Source organism: Nocardia sp. NPDC050406, from assembly GCF_044459025.1.
Classification (GTDB): Bacteria; Actinomycetota; Actinomycetes; order Mycobacteriales; family Mycobacteriaceae; genus Nocardia.
On the sequence record NZ_JBITIM010000002.1, the window covers coordinates 881791 to 896931 of the forward strand.

The 15141-nt window shown below is 69.6% G+C and carries 13 protein-coding genes and 1 tRNA gene; 8 read left to right on the forward strand and 6 right to left on the reverse strand.

All coding sequences use genetic code 11. From position 1 onward, the window contains the following. Positions 1-42 precede the first annotated feature (42 nt). A complete protein-coding gene (locus ACIBH2_RS17420; RefSeq protein ID WP_397118515.1) occupies positions 43-3903 on the reverse strand; it encodes an ABC transporter ATP-binding protein in 3861 nt (1286 codons plus the stop codon). 142 nt (positions 3904-4045) lie between these two features. On the opposite strand from ACIBH2_RS17420, the gene ACIBH2_RS17425 reads away from it, so the two are divergent. Further along, positions 4046-5488, forward strand: coding sequence for an alpha/beta hydrolase (locus ACIBH2_RS17425; RefSeq protein WP_397118517.1), 1443 nt, complete (start codon positions 4046-4048; stop codon positions 5486-5488). Positions 5489-5577: 89 nt separating this feature from the next. After that, positions 5578-6105, forward strand: a complete 528-nt coding sequence (locus tag ACIBH2_RS17430; RefSeq protein ID WP_397118519.1) for a VOC family protein — start codon at positions 5578-5580, stop codon at positions 6103-6105. A gap of 4 nt (positions 6106-6109) precedes the next feature. On the opposite strand, the gene ACIBH2_RS17435 is transcribed toward ACIBH2_RS17430, so the two are convergent. The 3 genes from ACIBH2_RS17435 to ACIBH2_RS17445 all read right to left on the reverse strand — a co-directional run bounded on the left by ACIBH2_RS17435 (position 6110) and on the right by ACIBH2_RS17445 (position 8677). After that, a complete protein-coding gene (locus tag ACIBH2_RS17435; RefSeq protein ID WP_397118521.1) occupies positions 6110-6901 on the reverse strand; it encodes an ABC transporter permease in 792 nt (263 codons plus the stop codon). Positions 6902-6998: 97 nt separating this feature from the next. Continuing rightward, on the reverse strand, positions 6999-7967 hold the full coding sequence (locus ACIBH2_RS17440; protein ID WP_397118523.1) for an ABC transporter ATP-binding protein: 969 nt from the start codon (positions 7965-7967) through the stop codon (positions 6999-7001). Continuing rightward, positions 7964-8677: a hypothetical protein gene (locus ACIBH2_RS17445; protein WP_397120819.1), complete on the reverse strand. Its 714-nt coding sequence runs from the start codon at positions 8675-8677 to the stop codon at positions 7964-7966. Before ACIBH2_RS17445 ends, ACIBH2_RS17440 begins: the two co-directional genes overlap by 4 nt. A gap of 123 nt (positions 8678-8800) precedes the next feature. On the opposite strand from ACIBH2_RS17445, the gene ACIBH2_RS17450 reads away from it, so the two are divergent. Both ACIBH2_RS17450 and ACIBH2_RS17455 read left to right on the forward strand, forming a co-directional pair. Next, positions 8801-9652 carry a helix-turn-helix domain-containing protein gene (locus ACIBH2_RS17450; RefSeq protein ID WP_397118525.1) on the forward strand — a complete coding sequence of 284 codons (852 nt, stop codon included), beginning with the start codon at positions 8801-8803 and terminating at the stop codon, positions 9650-9652. Beyond that, positions 9645-10058, forward strand: coding sequence for a VOC family protein (locus ACIBH2_RS17455; RefSeq protein WP_397118527.1), 414 nt, complete (start codon positions 9645-9647; stop codon positions 10056-10058). Before ACIBH2_RS17450 ends, ACIBH2_RS17455 begins: the two co-directional genes overlap by 8 nt. Here the strand turns inward: ACIBH2_RS17455 and ACIBH2_RS17460 are convergent. Further along, positions 10055-11077, reverse strand: coding sequence for a glutathione S-transferase family protein (locus tag ACIBH2_RS17460; RefSeq protein ID WP_397118529.1), 1023 nt, complete (start codon positions 11075-11077; stop codon positions 10055-10057). The genes ACIBH2_RS17455 and ACIBH2_RS17460 overlap by 4 nt on opposite strands. A 100-nt stretch (positions 11078-11177) precedes the next feature. Here ACIBH2_RS17460 and ACIBH2_RS17465 point away from each other — a divergent pair, with 100 nt between their 5' ends. From ACIBH2_RS17465 to ACIBH2_RS17475, 3 genes are all read left to right on the forward strand, one after another. Beyond that, entirely contained in the window at positions 11178-11972 is a 795-nt protein-coding gene (locus ACIBH2_RS17465; RefSeq protein WP_397118531.1) for an enoyl-CoA hydratase/isomerase family protein, read from the forward strand. Between the two features lie 113 nt (positions 11973-12085). Continuing rightward, positions 12086-13333 carry a class I adenylate-forming enzyme family protein gene (locus ACIBH2_RS17470; protein ID WP_397118533.1) on the forward strand — a complete coding sequence of 416 codons (1248 nt, stop codon included), beginning with the start codon at positions 12086-12088 and terminating at the stop codon, positions 13331-13333. Between the two features lie 76 nt (positions 13334-13409). Further along, positions 13410-13481 (forward strand) — tRNA-Gln (locus tag ACIBH2_RS17475). Position 13482: 1 nt separating this feature from the next. Here the strand turns inward: ACIBH2_RS17475 and ACIBH2_RS17480 are convergent. Continuing rightward, on the reverse strand, positions 13483-14217 hold the full coding sequence (locus ACIBH2_RS17480) for a tyrosine-protein phosphatase (RefSeq protein WP_397118535.1): 735 nt from the start codon (positions 14215-14217) through the stop codon (positions 13483-13485). 469 nt (positions 14218-14686) lie between these two features. On the opposite strand from ACIBH2_RS17480, the gene ACIBH2_RS17485 reads away from it, so the two are divergent. Then, positions 14687-15124, forward strand: coding sequence for a TetR family transcriptional regulator (locus ACIBH2_RS17485; protein ID WP_397118537.1), 438 nt, complete (start codon positions 14687-14689; stop codon positions 15122-15124). Positions 15125-15141 lie beyond the last annotated feature (17 nt).

Sequence of the window (15141 nt, forward strand, 5' to 3'; positions counted from 1 at the left end):
CCTCTGAGGATATGCCCACCCCTGTTCGCCCGTGGGCGTGGACTACCACCGAGTGGACACATCCCCTGATGACGACTCGTCCTCTGTCGACAATATTCCTTCCTCCGCGCTCGCCGCAGCCCACAGTCGGGCATACGTTCCGGCGGCCTCGAGGAGTTCGTGATGTGAGCCGATTTCGGTGATGCGGCCGTGCTCCACGACGGCGATTCGATCGGCCTGCGCGGCCGTCGCCAGCCGGTGCGCGACGATGATCGCGGTCCGGCCGCGGGTCACGGATCTGCTCGCTACCAGGACGGATGCCTCGGCCGCCGGATCGAGTACGGCGGTGGCCTCGTCGAGCAGCAGCAGGTCGGGGTGCACCAGTTCCGCGCGGGCCAGGGCGATGAGCTGGCGCTGCCCGGCCGACAGGCCGCGACCGCGTTCGCCGACGGGCTGCTCGAACCCGCGCGGCAGTGCGGTGATGGTGTCGAGCGCGCCCACTTCAGCAGCGGCGTTTTCGATCTGTGAGGCCGTGGCGAAAGGTTTGCCAAATGAGATGTTGCTGGCAACGTCGCCGGAGAAGAGGTGAGCTTCCTGCGGGACCACGCCCAGCCGGGCGCGGTAGTCGGTGAGCTTGTAGTCGCGAATGTCGATGCCGTCGACGTAGATGCCGCCGGTGCCCTCGGCCGTGCGCGGCATGTCGTAGAGGCGGGCGAGCAATTTCACAATCGTCGACTTTCCCGCGCCGGTCGCGCCGACCAGCGCCAGACTGCCGCCCGCCGGGATCCGCAGCGTGACGCCGTCGAGCGCGGGGGTGGGCGCGCCCGCGTACCGGAAGCGCACATTGTCGAAGACGACCTCGCCGCGCAGACCGTCCTCGATGGCGACCGCGTCGGCCGGATCGGGGGCGATGGAGGATTCGGTGCGCAGCAGTTCGCCGATGCGCCGCAATCCGACCCGGGCCTGCTGATAGCCGTCGAAGAGCTGGGAGAGCTGATGGATCGGCCCGAACAGCAGCCCGAGGTAGAGCACGAAGGCGACGAGGGTGCCCGCCGTGGTGGCGCCCCGCGCCACCTGCCACGCGCCCGCGAACACCACGGCCGCCAGCGCGAGATCCGCCCACGCGCCGACGAAGGAGAAGAACACCGCGATGGCGCGCTGCGCCCGCATGCGGCTCACCCGGTAGTTGTCGGAGTATTCGGCGAACCGGCGGGCAGCCTTCGGCTCGTGTCGGTAGGCCTGCACCACGCGCAGCCCGGACACGTTCTCCTGGAAGTCGGCGTTCACGGTGGCGGCGTGTTCGCGCGCCGCGGTGTAGGCCGCGCTGGAGGTGCGCCGGAAAGCCCAGGTGGCCAAGGCCAGTGGCGGAATGGCGGCGAACACCACGAGCGCCAGCTGCACGTCGATGACCAGCAGCGCCACCGCGATGCCCGCCACGGTGAGCAGGCTGACCAGCACCGTCGGCACGCCCGTCTGCAGGAAGGTGGAGAGCGCGTCGATATCGGTGGTCATGCGGGTCATGATCCGACCGGACAGTTCCCGCTCGTAGTAGTCCAATCCGAGCCGCTGGAGATGCGCGTAACTGCGCACCCGCAACCCGTAGAGCACGCGCTCCCCGGCCCGGGACCCCAGCAGCAGCGCGGCCGCCGCGACCACCCATCCGATCACGACGAGCCCCGAACCGACCGCCGCGGACCACACCAGTGCGCCCGAGTCGCGCGCGCTCACCCCGGAGTCGATGGCATAGCGCACGATCGACGGGAAACCCACGCCGACAACGGCTTCCACGGCCAGCAGCACCATGGTGGCCACCACCAGCCACCGCACCGGACGCAGCGCGCGCAGCAGCCGGAATCCCGGATCGGGCTCGCGCAGGCCCTGGTCGTCGAGCCCCGGCGATTCGGACGCCTCGGGCAGCCGCGCGAGCGCGCGCCGAACCTCCGGCGGGGTATCGGGATCGATATCCGCCGCGGCGTCGCGCGCTGCCGTGCCCGTCTTCGACCCTGGCTCCTGGCGAGAGTCCGTCGAGGGGGGTATCCAGGCGGTATGGCCCGATTCGCCCGAGGTGAGCACCCCAAGCGCACCCCGTTCTACGGGGTGCTCATGCTCATTGTCGTCATGCTCGCCGGATTGTGGGTCCGCGACTGGCCGATCGTCTGGCTGCGCGTGCTCGGCTTCGTCGCGCTGTTCGCCATGGCTCTCGTCGGCTTCGTCATGACCTTCCGCGACTACTCCTGAACCGGGCAGGCGGATCACCCGATCGGCGCGGGCCAGGGTCGATTCCCGGTGCGCCAGAATCACAGTCGTGCGTCCCCCGTTGGGCAGCGCGTCGAAGATGGCGGCCTCGGTGAGCGCGTCGACCGCCGAGGTGGCATCGTCGAGGATGAGGATGCGCGGGTCGGCGAGCAGGGCGCGGGCCAGGGCGATGCGCTGGCGTTGACCGCCGGAGAGGGTGAGTCCGCGTTCGCCGACCACGGTGTCGTAGCCCGCGGGCAGCGCCTCGATGAATTCGTCGGCGGCGGCGAGCTTGGCGGCGGCGCGCAACTCGGTCTCGGTGGCATCGGGGCGGCCCAGCGCGATATTGGCGGCGATGGTGTCGGAGAACAGGAAGGGTTCGTCGAAGACCACGCCGATGGCCGAGCGCAGGTCGGCGGCGCGCACTTCGCCGATATCGGCCTGGGAGCTCTTGCCGCGCAGGATGATTCGTCCCGCATCCGGATCGTAGAAGCGGGGCAGCAGCAGTGAGAGGGTGGATTTGCCGGAACCGGCGGGCCCGATGATCGCCACCGTCTCACCCGGTGCCACCGTGAGGTCGAAGTCGCGCAGAATCGGCCGATCCGGATCGAAGCCGAAGGTCAGTGCGGAGATCTCGATGCCCAGCGGCCCCTCGGGTAGCGCCACCGGATGCTCGGGATCGGTGCGGTGTGGCGCGCTGTCGATCACCTGGTGCACGCGTTCGGCGGCGGCGCGGGTCAGCTGCGCCATCACCAGCACCATGGAGACGGTGCGCGCGGCGGCGGTCATGGTCGCCACATAGGCGGTGAAGGCCAGGAAGGTGCCGATGCCGATGGTGCCGTGCAGGGCGAGGAGTCCGCCGATGGCGATGACCGCCACCAGTCCGGCCTGCGGGATGGCCGAGAGCGTGGGCGCGAAGCGCATATCGAGTTTCGCCGCCCGCATCCGCTCGGCGAACAGCCGCCGCCCGCGCCCCTCGAGCACCTCGACCATGCGCGCTTCCTGTCCGAACCCCTTCACCACGCGCACCCCGGTGACGGTCTCCTCGACGTGCTGCGCCAGATCCGCCGCGCGCTGCTGCGCCGACCAGGTCGCCGCGTAGAGCCGCGGTCGAATCCGGTACACCACGACGGCGATGGCGGGCACCACCAGCAGCGCGGCCACCGCCAGCGGCGGCGACAGCCAGATCATGACGGCCGCCGCCAGCACGAATTGCAGCGCCGCCATACTCGACCACGGCACCATGGCGAGCAGTCCCTGCACCAGTTGCAGATCGGTGATGGACCGCGACACCACCTGCCCCGTGCGCAACTCGTCCTGCCCGCGCCCGTCCAGCCGTTGTAGCGACGCCAACAGATCCAGCCGCAATTCGTGCTGCACATCCAGAGCCAACTGCCCCGCCAGCAATCGGCGGGTGAACGTCGCGAGGAACCGTCCCACGGCCAGCGCCGCCATGAGCGCCGCCATCACGCCGATGATCCCGGTATCCCCGGCGGTGGCCCCGTCCAGGGCCCGCTTGGCCAGCAGCGGCCCGGTCACCTCGACCACGGCCCCGGCGATCAAGGCCGCGACGATCCCGGCCAGCAGCCAGGGATGCTCCCGGCATCGCCCCCACAGTCGCCGCACCCACCCGGGCTCGGTCGCACCCGCCCGGCAGGTCATCGGCTCACCAGTCTCGATCGCGCTCATCCATATCGACGGTAATGACCACCACCGACGGCTTTTTGTTCCCGCACCCTTTTCGTGGGTCGGCCGTGCAGTACCGCAGGGGTAGACGGGCTAGCTCCGCGGCGGGATGTGCGGTGGCACACCGCGGTTCGATGATCACCCCATGTTCGCAACTCGAATCGCGCTCGCGGCCGTGGTCGCGGTGGCCGGTATGGCTGGCTTCGGCAGTGCCGCCGCCGCGCCGGGAACGGCCCTGGACTGGCGGCCCTGTGCCGAGAACCCGGTCTACGAGTGCGCGACCCTGGAGGTGCCCATCGACTGGGCCGATCCGAGCGGCGACACCCTCGGGGTGGCGCTGATTCGCGATCGGGCCGAGGACCCCTCGGCGCGGGTGGGCACCCTGGTCTCGCTGCCCGGCGGCCCCGGCACCTCCGGTGTGGACCAGATCCTGAACGGCACCGGCCTCTCCGAGGAATTGCGCTCCCGCTTCGATATCGTCAGCCTCGACCCGCGCGGGGTGAAGCGCAGCCATCCGGTGCGCTGCGATGCCGGACTGTTCGAGGGAATGTTCGAGGGTCGGCCGAACCTGGACCCGGACCACGGCGGTCGCCTCGACGAAGTGCACTCCTACGCAAGGGAACTCGCGGACAGCTGCCGCGCCCACACCGGCCCTCTCATCGACCACGTGGACGCGATCAGCGTCGCCCGTGATGTCGAGGCGCTGCGCCTGGCTCTCGGCGAGAGCCGGATAACCCTGTACAGCCGCTCCTACGGCACCATGCCCGCGCAGGCCTACGCCGAACTCTTCCCGAGGAATCTGCGGGCCTCGCTGCTGGACAGCGTCGACGACCACAGCCTGGAGGGCGCCGAGTTCCTGGCCACCGAGGCGCGCGCCGGACAGGACAACTTCACCGAGTTCGCCTCCTGGTGCGCCGCGACGCCGGAGTGCGCGCTGTACGGCACCGACGTGCACCGGACCTATCGCGAGCTGTTCGCCGCCGCGCAGCGCGGGGAGCTCGCCAACCCGAACTTCCCCGACCGCCGACTGACTCCGCTGGCCCTGAGTACCCAAGTGACGCAACGCTTCACCGGCCCGGACTGGCCGACCTTGGCGCTGGAGATGCGTACCTTGGCCGAGCGGGGACCCGCCATCCCGCAGCCGCCGACGCGGCCGGTCGCGACCGGAAAACCCGCTCCCGCGGCTCAACTCATCTTCTGCTCGGACTGGCGCTTCGACATCGCGAATCAGGCCGTCTGGCAACAGCTCTGGCGCGAGCAGCGAAGCGGCGCACCCACCCTCGGCGTGCACTTCGCCTGGGGCGCGGCGAGTATCTGCTCCGGCTGGCCGACGCCTCCTGCGAATCCGCCGCATCGCCCTCGCATCGCCGACGGCCCTGCGCTGCTCGTCATGAACTCCCGCCACGATCCGTCCACCCCGCACGAATGGGCGGCCCACGTCGCCGCGCTGACACCCCGCACCACCCTGCTCACCTACGACGGCTGGGGCCATATCGCCTACGGCCGCACCGCGTGCACCCGGGACGCCGCCGACCGCTACCTCGTCGACCTGCGGCTGCCGACGGTGGCCAGCTGCCCCGCGGCCTGATGACGGCGGTGTTCGGGACGCCCGCTTGTCTCGGGCCCGCGCGCGTGATCGGCTGGAGGTCGCCCGACCACCGTCGAAAGGGAGGCCGCATGCCGATCCAGCGTCTCAACCACGCCGTCCTGTTCGTCTCCGATCCGGAGCGCTCGGCCGCGTTCTACGGCGAGGTGCTCGGCTTCCGGCGGATCGGCGGCTTCCCGGGCGGCGTGTTCCTGCAAGCCGAGGGCTCGGCCAACGACCACGACCTCGGGCTGTTCCAGTCGCCCGAGGCGGACACGCCGCACCGCACCGGGCGGATCGGGCTGTACCACTTGGCGTGGGAGGTCGACACCCTGCGCGAATTGCGTCGCATCGAGGACGCGCTGCGTGCGGCCGGTGCCCTGCGCGGCGCGTCGAACCACGCCTCCACCAAAGCGCTCTACGCCGCCGATCCGGACGGTATCGAATTCGAGGTGTGCTGGCTGGTGCCGGACGCCGCCGTGGAGCGCGAGCTGCGCGAGATGACCGCACCCACCCGGCCATTGGACCTGGCCGCCGAGATCGCCGTCTACGGTGCGGACACACCGGGCGGCCCGCGCACCGATCACTCGGTGTGGCAGCGGCTTTCGGGGCAGGAGTAGGCGGTCAGAGGTCGCGCTCGCGCAGATACCACCATGCCGCCGCGACCAGTCCGGCGGTCCACAGCAGCAACACCACGATGGCGGCCGGGGTGGGCGGAACGAAGTCTGTATCGGCGAACGAGCCGACGGTGGCGGTGCCGATGGTGGCCGAGGTGGGCAGGATGGCGGCGATACCGGCAACGCCCGCGGCGCGCGCGGTCACCCATACCAGCGGCTCCAGCACCGACCAGCCGACCAGCACCGCTACGGCCTGCGCCGGTGCGCGCAGCAGGAATCCCAGCGCCGTGCCGATGATCGACCAGCACACCGCGGCCAGCAGCACCCCGCCGAGCAGCGCGTAGAACGACCCCTGGATCTCGATTCGCCCGCGCCCGAACAGTAGGAAGGCCCCGAGCCCGAGCAGCTCCACACCGAGGACGGTCAGCAGCGAGAAGGCCGCCGTCACAGCGATTTTCGACCCCAGCAGCACATTCCGGTCGGGCGTGAACAGCGCGCTCACCGCGATACCGCGGTACCGGTACTCCGACCCCGCGCCCACCGCGCCGAACACCCCGCTCGCCACGATGGCCACCACCAAGGTCAGCACCGCCGCCGCCAAAGCCCCTCCGGCGGAGACGAATTCACTGTCGTCCTGACCGCCGACCACCGCCGTCACGGTAACGGCCGCCACCGTGAAGGCCAGCGCCCCGGCCACCACCAGCACCGTCGCACCCACCCGGTTCATTCGCAGGGAGAGCACCTTGCGAATCTCGGAGCTCCCGGCCTGGACGACGGCGGGCGGCATGGTGCGAATCATGAACTACCTCCGATGCGCACCCCGAACTGCGGGGCGAAAGCGGTGAACGACAAGGCGATAGCGGGCTCGGCCGAGCGGCGGTGACGCGGGGTGTGCGTCACCGCGGCATCCCGTAGGCGGCCGGTGCGGCGTAGTGACTCGCGGGGGTGTGCGCGACCGGCGTCGTATGCCCCCGGGTCAGGGTGGCGAGCACCTGATCCGGATGGACGTGTTCGGCGCTGATCTCGGTGAGCTGTACCCGCGCTGCCGCGGCCGCCGCCTCGAGTTGCGCCAGCGTCGCCTCCGCCACCGCCAGGCGTCCGTCGGGGCGCATGACCGCATCGGTGAAGCCTTGGGCCGCAAGCGTCGTCGCCAACGCGATCTGGCTGGAGGACTTCACCAGCAGCCGGTCCGGGTGGCTGCGGCGCAGCCGCGACGGGCTGCCCTGATACACCACCGCGCCGCGATCGAGGACGATGAGCTCGTCCGCGACCGGCAGCGCCGCGCTGAGTGTGCGCGAGGTCAGCACCGCGGTGCCGCCGCGCTGCGCGTGCGAGCGCAGATAATCGTTGAGCCAAGCGGTTTCGGCCGCGTCCAGTCCGAGTGCCGGATCGTCGAGCACCAGCAGCGGCGGATCGCCGAGCAGGGCGACGGCCAGGGCCAGCCGGGATTGCATCCCGGGGGAGAGCGTCGCGATCTTCTGCCCCGCCACCGCGTCCAACCGGGTCAGCGTCAGCAGGTCGTCGGCGCGTGCGTTGGAAACGCCCGCGGCAGCGGCGAATACGCGCAGCTGGTCGCGGGCCGTGCGCGCCGGATGCAGTCCGCGCGGGGTGAGGATCGCGCCGATCGCCTGATGACCGGCCCGCACCCCCGAGCCCGGACCGCCGACGTTGACCGTCCCGGACGTCGGCGTGAGCTGCCCCAGCAGCATGCGCACGATCGTGGTCTTCCCCGCGCCGGGCGGCCCGACGAGGACCGCGACCTTCCCGGCGGGCACCACGAAACTCACGTCCCGCACGGCGGTTTCGGCCTCGAAGGTCCGGGTCAGTCCGGTGACGGCGAAGGCGAGCGGCCGATTCCGGCTCATCGCGGCTGCTTGTCGGTGGCGTCGAGGGCGGGCAGCGGGTCGGCGTCGATGACCAGCGGCCGCGGCCAATCCTTGGGCGCGGGCCCGAAGGCCTGCCGCGAATTGTCGATCAGCCGGTGTCCGAGGGCCCGGTTGCCGAATCCGCCGATGGCCGCGCCGATTCCGGCGGGCAGCACCTTGCCCAGCATGAGCGCGCTGCGCTTGGTGATGAACTGCACCAGGAAGCGCTTGAGCAGCGAATCGTTCATGGACCTGATGCCGGGGATCTTGTCGGTGAGCAGCGTGCCCCAGTTCTTGGCGGAGTGACCGACGCTCTTCTGCACGATCTCCATACCGCTCTCGCCGAGCACCACCGCCAGCACCAGCGCGCGGCGGCGTTCCTTGTCCTCGGGCGCGACGCCGTGCACGGCCGCCACCGCGAGGGTGAACACCGCGGAGGCCTCCAGGAAGAACGCGGTCTCGGCGCTCATGGCCGCCACCGAGGCGACGGTTCCGACGCCCGGTACCGCGGCGGTCGCGCCGACGGCGGTCCCGCTGCCGGTGACCGTGTTCAGATACAGCTTCTCCAGCCTGGTCACGATCTGCGCCGGAGTCTCGTCCGGGTGAGATTTGCGCAGCCGGGCCACGTACTTCGCGACGGCTGGCGCTTGCAGCTGTGATCCGTTGTCGAGCAGCGACACGACCGTCTTTTCCAGTCCGCCCTTGAACATCGACAACACCCCTCTCCTCCGGTCCGCTGACCTGAACTCTATGGCACGACGACAACGATCCGCGATGCGTGGCGGTTCCTGTCGACACTCCCGTAACTACCCGGATCGGCCTACCGTGAACGTGTGACCGGTGTGTCGGAAGGCGCGCGAGGTTTGCCGGATCAGCGCCTGCGCCCGTATGTCCTCGAGTACGAGGGCTATCTGCTGCGCGGTTTCGAGCCGGGGACGCACGTGGGTATGCCGTCGACGGTGCTGACGGTGATCGTCACCATCGACGAGCCCATGGAGGTGCCGGTCGCGCCGCATCCCGAGCAGGCGGCGAGCAGCTGGGCCAGTATGGCCAGCGGGCTGACCGTGCGACCGACGGTCATCGCCCATCGGGGCTACCAGCACGGGGTGCAACTGTCCTTGACGCCCCAGGGTGCGCGGGCGTTGCTCGGCGTGCCGACCGCCGCGATCGGTGCGTGGATGGTCGAACTGGACGAACTGCTCGGTGACCGCGCGGCCGAACTGCGCGAGCGGGTGACGGCGGCTCCGACCTGGCCGCACCGGTTCGCCGTCTTCGACGAGATCCTGCTGCGCCGCCTGACGCCGGTGCGCTGGGATCCCGAGATCGACCGCGCCTGGCAGCTGCTCGCCGGGGCCGACCCGAGCGTCCGGGTATCCGCTGTCGCCGATGAGATCGGTTGGAGCCGAAGGCATCTCGTCAACCGCTTCACCGCCGAATTCGGCATCACGCCCAAGGACGCGACGCGGCTGGCGCGCTTCGAGCGCTCGCATCGGCTGCTGCGTCGCGCGGATCTGCCGAGCCTGGCCGAGGTGGCCGCCCAGGTCGGCTACTACGACCAGGCGCATATGGCGCGCGAATGGCGGGAGCTGGCCGGAATGCCGCCGTCGGTGTGGCGCGAACGCGAGGTGTTCCCATTCGTACAAGACCAACTACTGCTCGGCGCGGGAAGGTCGGAGCATGACTGAATCAACCGGGCACACAGCGACGGCCATCTGGCCGACCATGACCTACAGCGACGCACCCGCCGCCATCGCCTTCCTGGAGAAGGCCTTCGGATTCGAGACCCGCGCCTGCTACACCAACGGCGACGTGGTGGAACACGCCGAACTCGTGCTGCCGGGCGTCGGCGGCATCATGTGCGGCTCCAAACGCGAGGGCTCGGTGTTGGAATCGCTGCCGCCCGGGGTGGCGTCGGTGTACATCGCCGTCGACGATCCGGACGCGCTCTACGCCCGGGCGCGGGCGGCCGGGGCCACCATCACCCGGGAGCTGCGCGACGAGGACGGGTACGAATCGCGCGGCTTCGTCTGCCGCGATCCGGAGGGCGTGTTCTGGAGCTTCGGCACCTACCGGGGCGCTCCGGCGGCCTAGGGCGCGTGCGCCGCGGGTACCCGTTCGGCCTCGACCGGCGGTGGTGGTGGGGTGCCGTCACCGAACGGCCTGCCGCCCAAGGCTTCTCGCCCGTGCGGGGTGAGCCAGTCGGACAGGTCCGGGCCCTTGGGGACGATCTTCGTCGGATTGATGTCGGTGTGCACGATGTAGTAGTGCTGCTTGATCTGCGTGAAGTCGGTGGTGTCGCCGAAGCCCGGGGTCTGGAACAGATCGCGCGCGTAGGCCCACAGCACCGGCATCTCGCTCAACTTCTCGCGATTGCACTTGAAGTGCCCGTGATACACCGGATCGAACCGGGCCAGCGTGGTGAACAGCCGCACATCGGCCTCGGTGATGGTGTCGCCCACCAGGTATCGCTGCGTGCGCAGCCGCTCGCTCAGCCAGTCCAGCGCGGTGAACAGCCGGTCGTAGGCGGCCTCGTAGGCATCCTGTGACCCGGCGAAGCCGCAGCGGTAGACGCCATTGTTGACCTCGGTGTAGACGCGCTTGTTCACCGTGTCGATCTCGGCGCGCAGATCCTCCGGGTAGAGCTCGGGCGCGCCGTCGCGGTGGTACTCGGTCCACTCGGTGGAGAAGTCCAGGGTGATCTGCGCGTAGTCGTTGGTGACGACCTGGCCGGTTCGCTCGTCGACGATCGCGGGCACGGTGATTCCGCGCGGATAGTCGGGATAGCGCTTGAAATACGCGTCGGCCAGGAAATGAATACCCAGCACCGGGTCCACCCCGCCGGGATCGAGATCGAAGGTCCAACTGCGCTTGTCGTGGGTGGGCCCGCACAACCCCAGCGACAGCACCGACTCCAGCCCGAGCAGCCGCCGCACGATGAGCGTGCGGTTGGCCCACGGACACGCCCGCGCGGCGACGAGGCGATACCGGCCGGGCTCCACCGGATACCCGTCCCGCCCGTCGGCGGTGATCCGGTCGGTGATGTAGTTCGTATCCCGCTTGAACTCGCCGGGTTCCACGTAGCTGCCGCTTTCCGAAGCCGAGGTGGTCACCCGGCCAGTCTTGCAGAAGGCCCGGCGACAGACGAGGGTTCGAGTGCGGGCGCGCGCAGCCAGTCTGTTGTCCCGACCGCGTACCGCCTAGATTCGGCTCATGACCGACACCAAGCCGACCCGTCTGGAACGCATCACCACCGAGGGTGGCGCGCAGGCGGCGATCATCACCATCGCGCATCCGCCGCTCAACCTCTTCGACCAGGCGCTGCTGGAATCCCTGGCCGACAATCTGGCCGAGTTGTCCGCCGACCCGCCGCGCGCCCTGCTGCTGCGCGCCGAGGGCAAGCTGGTGTCGGGCGGTGTCGACGTCCACGTGTTCGACGGGCTCACCCCGGAACAGGGCGCACAGCTGTGGAAGGACCTGTTCGCGCGCATCATCCACCCCCTCGAGGCCCTGCCCTGCCCGGTCGTCTTCGCCGCGCACGCCCTCTGCCTGACCGCCGCCTTCGAGGTCGCACTGGCCTGCGACATCATTCTCGCCGCGCCCAAGGCCAAATTCGGCCTGGTCGAGACCGTCGTCGGCCTCACCCCGTCCATGGGCGGCCCGCAGCGCCTCGCCGAGCGCGCCGGGTCCGGCCGCGCCCGCGAATTCGTCATGACCGCCGACCTCTACGACGCCGCCACCATGGCCGACTGGGGTGTGGTGAACGCCGTCCACGACGATGTCGACACCGCGGCCCGCGCCCTGCTGTCCCGCCTCGCCGACGGCCCCACCAAGGCGCACGCCGCCACCAAGCAGATCATCGGCGCATGGCGCTCCGGCGGTGTGGCGCACGCGGATTCGGTCACCCCGGAGGTCTCCGGCGTCCTGTTCGACACCTCGGATCTGAAGGGTGCGGTCCGCAGCTTCCTCGAGGTCGGCCCAGGTAAGGCCACCTACACCGGCGAATAACGGCCATTACCCGTCTGTGACAGCTGAAATACGTTTGCCGACAATCCGCCCGGGAATGTGATGTGCATCATATAGTCACTGATGCCTGACGGCTCGAGGCACTCGGAGGACGGATGTCGCAGTTATTGGTCGAATACCCCCAGGTGTGTGCGGAACCGCGAAATGCCTGGAGCGACAACCCTCTTGCGCGTGGCGCCGACGGCGTGCTGCGGTACGGCAATCTGACTCCGGCGCTCACCGAGCTGCTGGACATCCAGGTGCACACCTTCGCGGCGCGGGAGGCGGTGGTCGAGATCGGCGGCCCCCGCCTCACCTACCGTGAGCTCTGGTACTCGGCCTCCCGGATCGCGGGCGGGCTCCAGGAGCACGGCATCGGCTACGGCGACCGGGTGGCGGTGCGCATGCCCGTCGGGGCGCGCTGGGTGCAGGCGTTCCTGGGCGCGCTGCTCTCGGGCGCGGTGCCGGTGCTGGTGCACGACGGGTTGCCGGACGCGGTGGCGGAGCGCGTGATTCGCGACAGCTGCGCGGACTACGTGCTCGACGGCGGCGGCAGCGCGGCCGGGTATCGCGACGCGCTGCCCGACGGCGCGGCCTTCATCGACGACGGGGCCTCGCTGGGTGAGCTGGCGCTGCTCTGCTACACCAGCCCGGGGCTGGAGCTGTGTCCCAAGGGCGTGGAGCTGACCAACGAGAATCTGCTCTCCGCCGTCCGCTCGGTGGTCGGCGCGCTCGATCTGCCCACCGATGGCCTGCGCAATCTGGTGCTGCTGCCGCTCTCGCACGCCAGCGGCTGCGTGGACCAACTGCTGCCCACCTTCGCGGTCGGCGGCACCGTGGTGCTCACCCCCGACCCGGCGGCGGTCGCGGAAACCCTTGTGGCCGAACGCATCGACATGGTCTCGGCCACCCCCCGCATCTTCGACGGCCTGCTCCCCGAACTGGCGGGCCTGCGACTCGACCGCGTCCGCCAGGTCTGTAGCGCCGGGCACCGTGCCGAACTCGCCGCCACCGATCCGGCCACCTCCGACGCCGTGGCCACGACGCTGCGCGAGATCTTCCCCGAGGCCCGGCAGTGGTCGGTCTGGGGCGCGACCGAGACCAGCGGCATCGGCCTCGCCCGCGAGGACGCCGCCACCCGCGACATTCTCGGATTCGCCTTCGGCGGAACGGAATTGGCCCTGTGGGGCCCCGAAGCCGAAACCGGCCACGGCGAACTCCTCTGCCGCGGCCCCCACATCGCCCCCCGCTACTGGAACGACCCGCAAACCACCGAATCCCGCTTCACCGGCACCTGGTTCCACACCGGCAACCAGGTCAGCATCGACCCCGACGGCCTGGTCCGCCGCGCCACCCCCGACTGACCACCCCGAAAATCCCTTGCCGCAACCGCCCCACACACGGGAAGATCACTTGGAACGACAACCCCCACAAGGGTTTTCGCCCGTGATGTAATCGGCAGCAGCGGAGATTTTGGTTCTCTGGGTCCAGGTTCGAATCCTGGCGGGCGAGCTCACTCCAGCATGCGTGCCCGCAGGGCGTCGCGGCGCTGCGGGGTGATTCCGATCTCGGCGAGGTAGCCCTCGACGCTGCCGTACATGTCGAGCATGGAGGCGGTGCCGGACTCCAGGTACTCCGCGCGCACGCCCAGCAGGTCCTCGGAGAGTTCCTCGTCCCCGCCCTCGGCGATGAGCGCGCGCAGGGCCGGGACGGCGTCGTTGCTCAGCAGGTAGTCGGCGTAGACGTCGTCCTCGGTGACGTCCACCGCGCGCAGCAGGGTCGCCACCGCCCAGCCGGTGCGGTCCTTGCCCGCCGCGCAGTGCACCAGGGCCGCGCCGTCGAGGATCGAGTCGGCCAGGGCGGCGATGGCGGAGTGGGCCTCCGGCAGGGCGGGGAACTGGCGGTAGACCTCGAGCATGTGCGCGGCGGCGGTGGTATGGCGGCGGGCCTCGTGCGGCGGGGCCTCGCCCATGCGCGGATCGAAGGGCGTGACATTCAGCCGCACGCCCTCGGGCAGCGAGTCGTGGCCGATGTAGTCGATCTCGGCGAGTCCGCGCAGATCGTGCACATCGGTGACGCCGAGTTCGAGCAGCATGGCATGGCCCTGCGCGTCGAGTCGGCTGAGCTGGGCCGACCGCATGAGCACGCCGTCGCGCACCTTCGAGCCACCGGCGGTGCGCGCACCGCCGACATCGCGGAAGTTGAAGGTACCGGGGATCAGGAACTGGTCCGAGCGCGCTGAGGTCACCGAATCAGGCTATAGCGGCGGGTTCTGGTGTGGATGGCGACGGTCGAACCGGGGGTGAATTCGAGCAACGATCAGGAGCCTTTACGCTTGTACCTGTGTCATCTGGCACAGTGTCTTTCCATTTCAGGAATCACATCCGTAAAGTACCGATCGGTCGTCAAACTCGGGGGATTACCAGCTCGTCGGTCGAATTTCGAACATCTTCGTTCGATCGCGGACCAGTTCCGATTAGGTAACAAAACAGTCTTCAGGTACGAAAACGGCTATCAAAGCTGGTCGAGCACCCAGAAAACCCTCTACCATCAATACCTGTTGAGCGGGTGCACCAGATTGGTGCAAGAGGGGGATCAGTGCCGATCTACAACCCGCTGAGCGAGCCGCGCAGTACTGAGGTGCGCGAGTTCTTTCGCCTAGGGAGTCGTTCTTGAGCACCAGTGGAGAAACAATTCATGTCGGGGTCCGCCCCGTCATGACCGAGTCGATCGAGAAGGCCGCCGCATCGCTCGACTTCTCCGGAACCCGTGCGCTGCGCATCCTGCTGCACGCGGGAGTGAGCGCCCTGTGGCCGGTTATCAAGGCCACGCCGGACAAGCAGATCACCGCCTACGAATCCACGCTCGCCGTGCTGCGGCGACGCTGGGAGAACCAGGCCGCCTGCACCCCGGACCCGGTCGCGTCGGCCATGTTCCGGCAGTTGGACAGCGATGTGATGTCGTTCCTGGACCTGTGCGCCGAGCGTTCCGGCACCGAATGGCTGGAGCCGACCAACGCCATCGCCGCCTACCTGGTCGCCGTCATGCAGGGCATGGTCCTGCGCTGGCTGGCCGACTGTGACGACGAGACCGCCCTGGTCGTCCTCGACGATCTGGTCTCGAGCATTTCCACCAAGGCCGTCGACCGCGCCTGACCGCCCACCCATCCGGT

Bases quoted from the DNA above. Each gene is read 5' to 3' on its own strand.
- ACIBH2_RS17420 (WP_397118515.1), bottom strand. From the start codon at position 3,903: ATGAGCGCGATCGAGACTGGTGAGCCGATGACCTGCCGGGCGGGTGCG.
- ACIBH2_RS17425 (WP_397118517.1), top strand. From the start codon at position 4,046: ATGTTCGCAACTCGAATCGCGCTCGCGGCCGTGGTCGCGGTGGCCGGT.
- ACIBH2_RS17430 (WP_397118519.1), top strand. From the start codon at position 5,578: ATGCCGATCCAGCGTCTCAACCACGCCGTCCTGTTCGTCTCCGATCCG.
- ACIBH2_RS17435 (WP_397118521.1), bottom strand. From the start codon at position 6,901: ATGATTCGCACCATGCCGCCCGCCGTCGTCCAGGCCGGGAGCTCCGAG.
- ACIBH2_RS17440 (WP_397118523.1), bottom strand. From the start codon at position 7,967: ATGAGCCGGAATCGGCCGCTCGCCTTCGCCGTCACCGGACTGACCCGG.
- ACIBH2_RS17445 (WP_397120819.1), bottom strand. From the start codon at position 8,677: ATGTTCAAGGGCGGACTGGAAAAGACGGTCGTGTCGCTGCTCGACAAC.
- ACIBH2_RS17455 (WP_397118527.1), top strand. From the start codon at position 9,645: ATGACTGAATCAACCGGGCACACAGCGACGGCCATCTGGCCGACCATG.
- ACIBH2_RS17465 (WP_397118531.1), top strand. From the start codon at position 11,178: ATGACCGACACCAAGCCGACCCGTCTGGAACGCATCACCACCGAGGGT.
- ACIBH2_RS17470 (WP_397118533.1), top strand. From the start codon at position 12,086: ATGTCGCAGTTATTGGTCGAATACCCCCAGGTGTGTGCGGAACCGCGA.
- ACIBH2_RS17485 (WP_397118537.1), top strand. From the start codon at position 14,687: ATGACCGAGTCGATCGAGAAGGCCGCCGCATCGCTCGACTTCTCCGGA.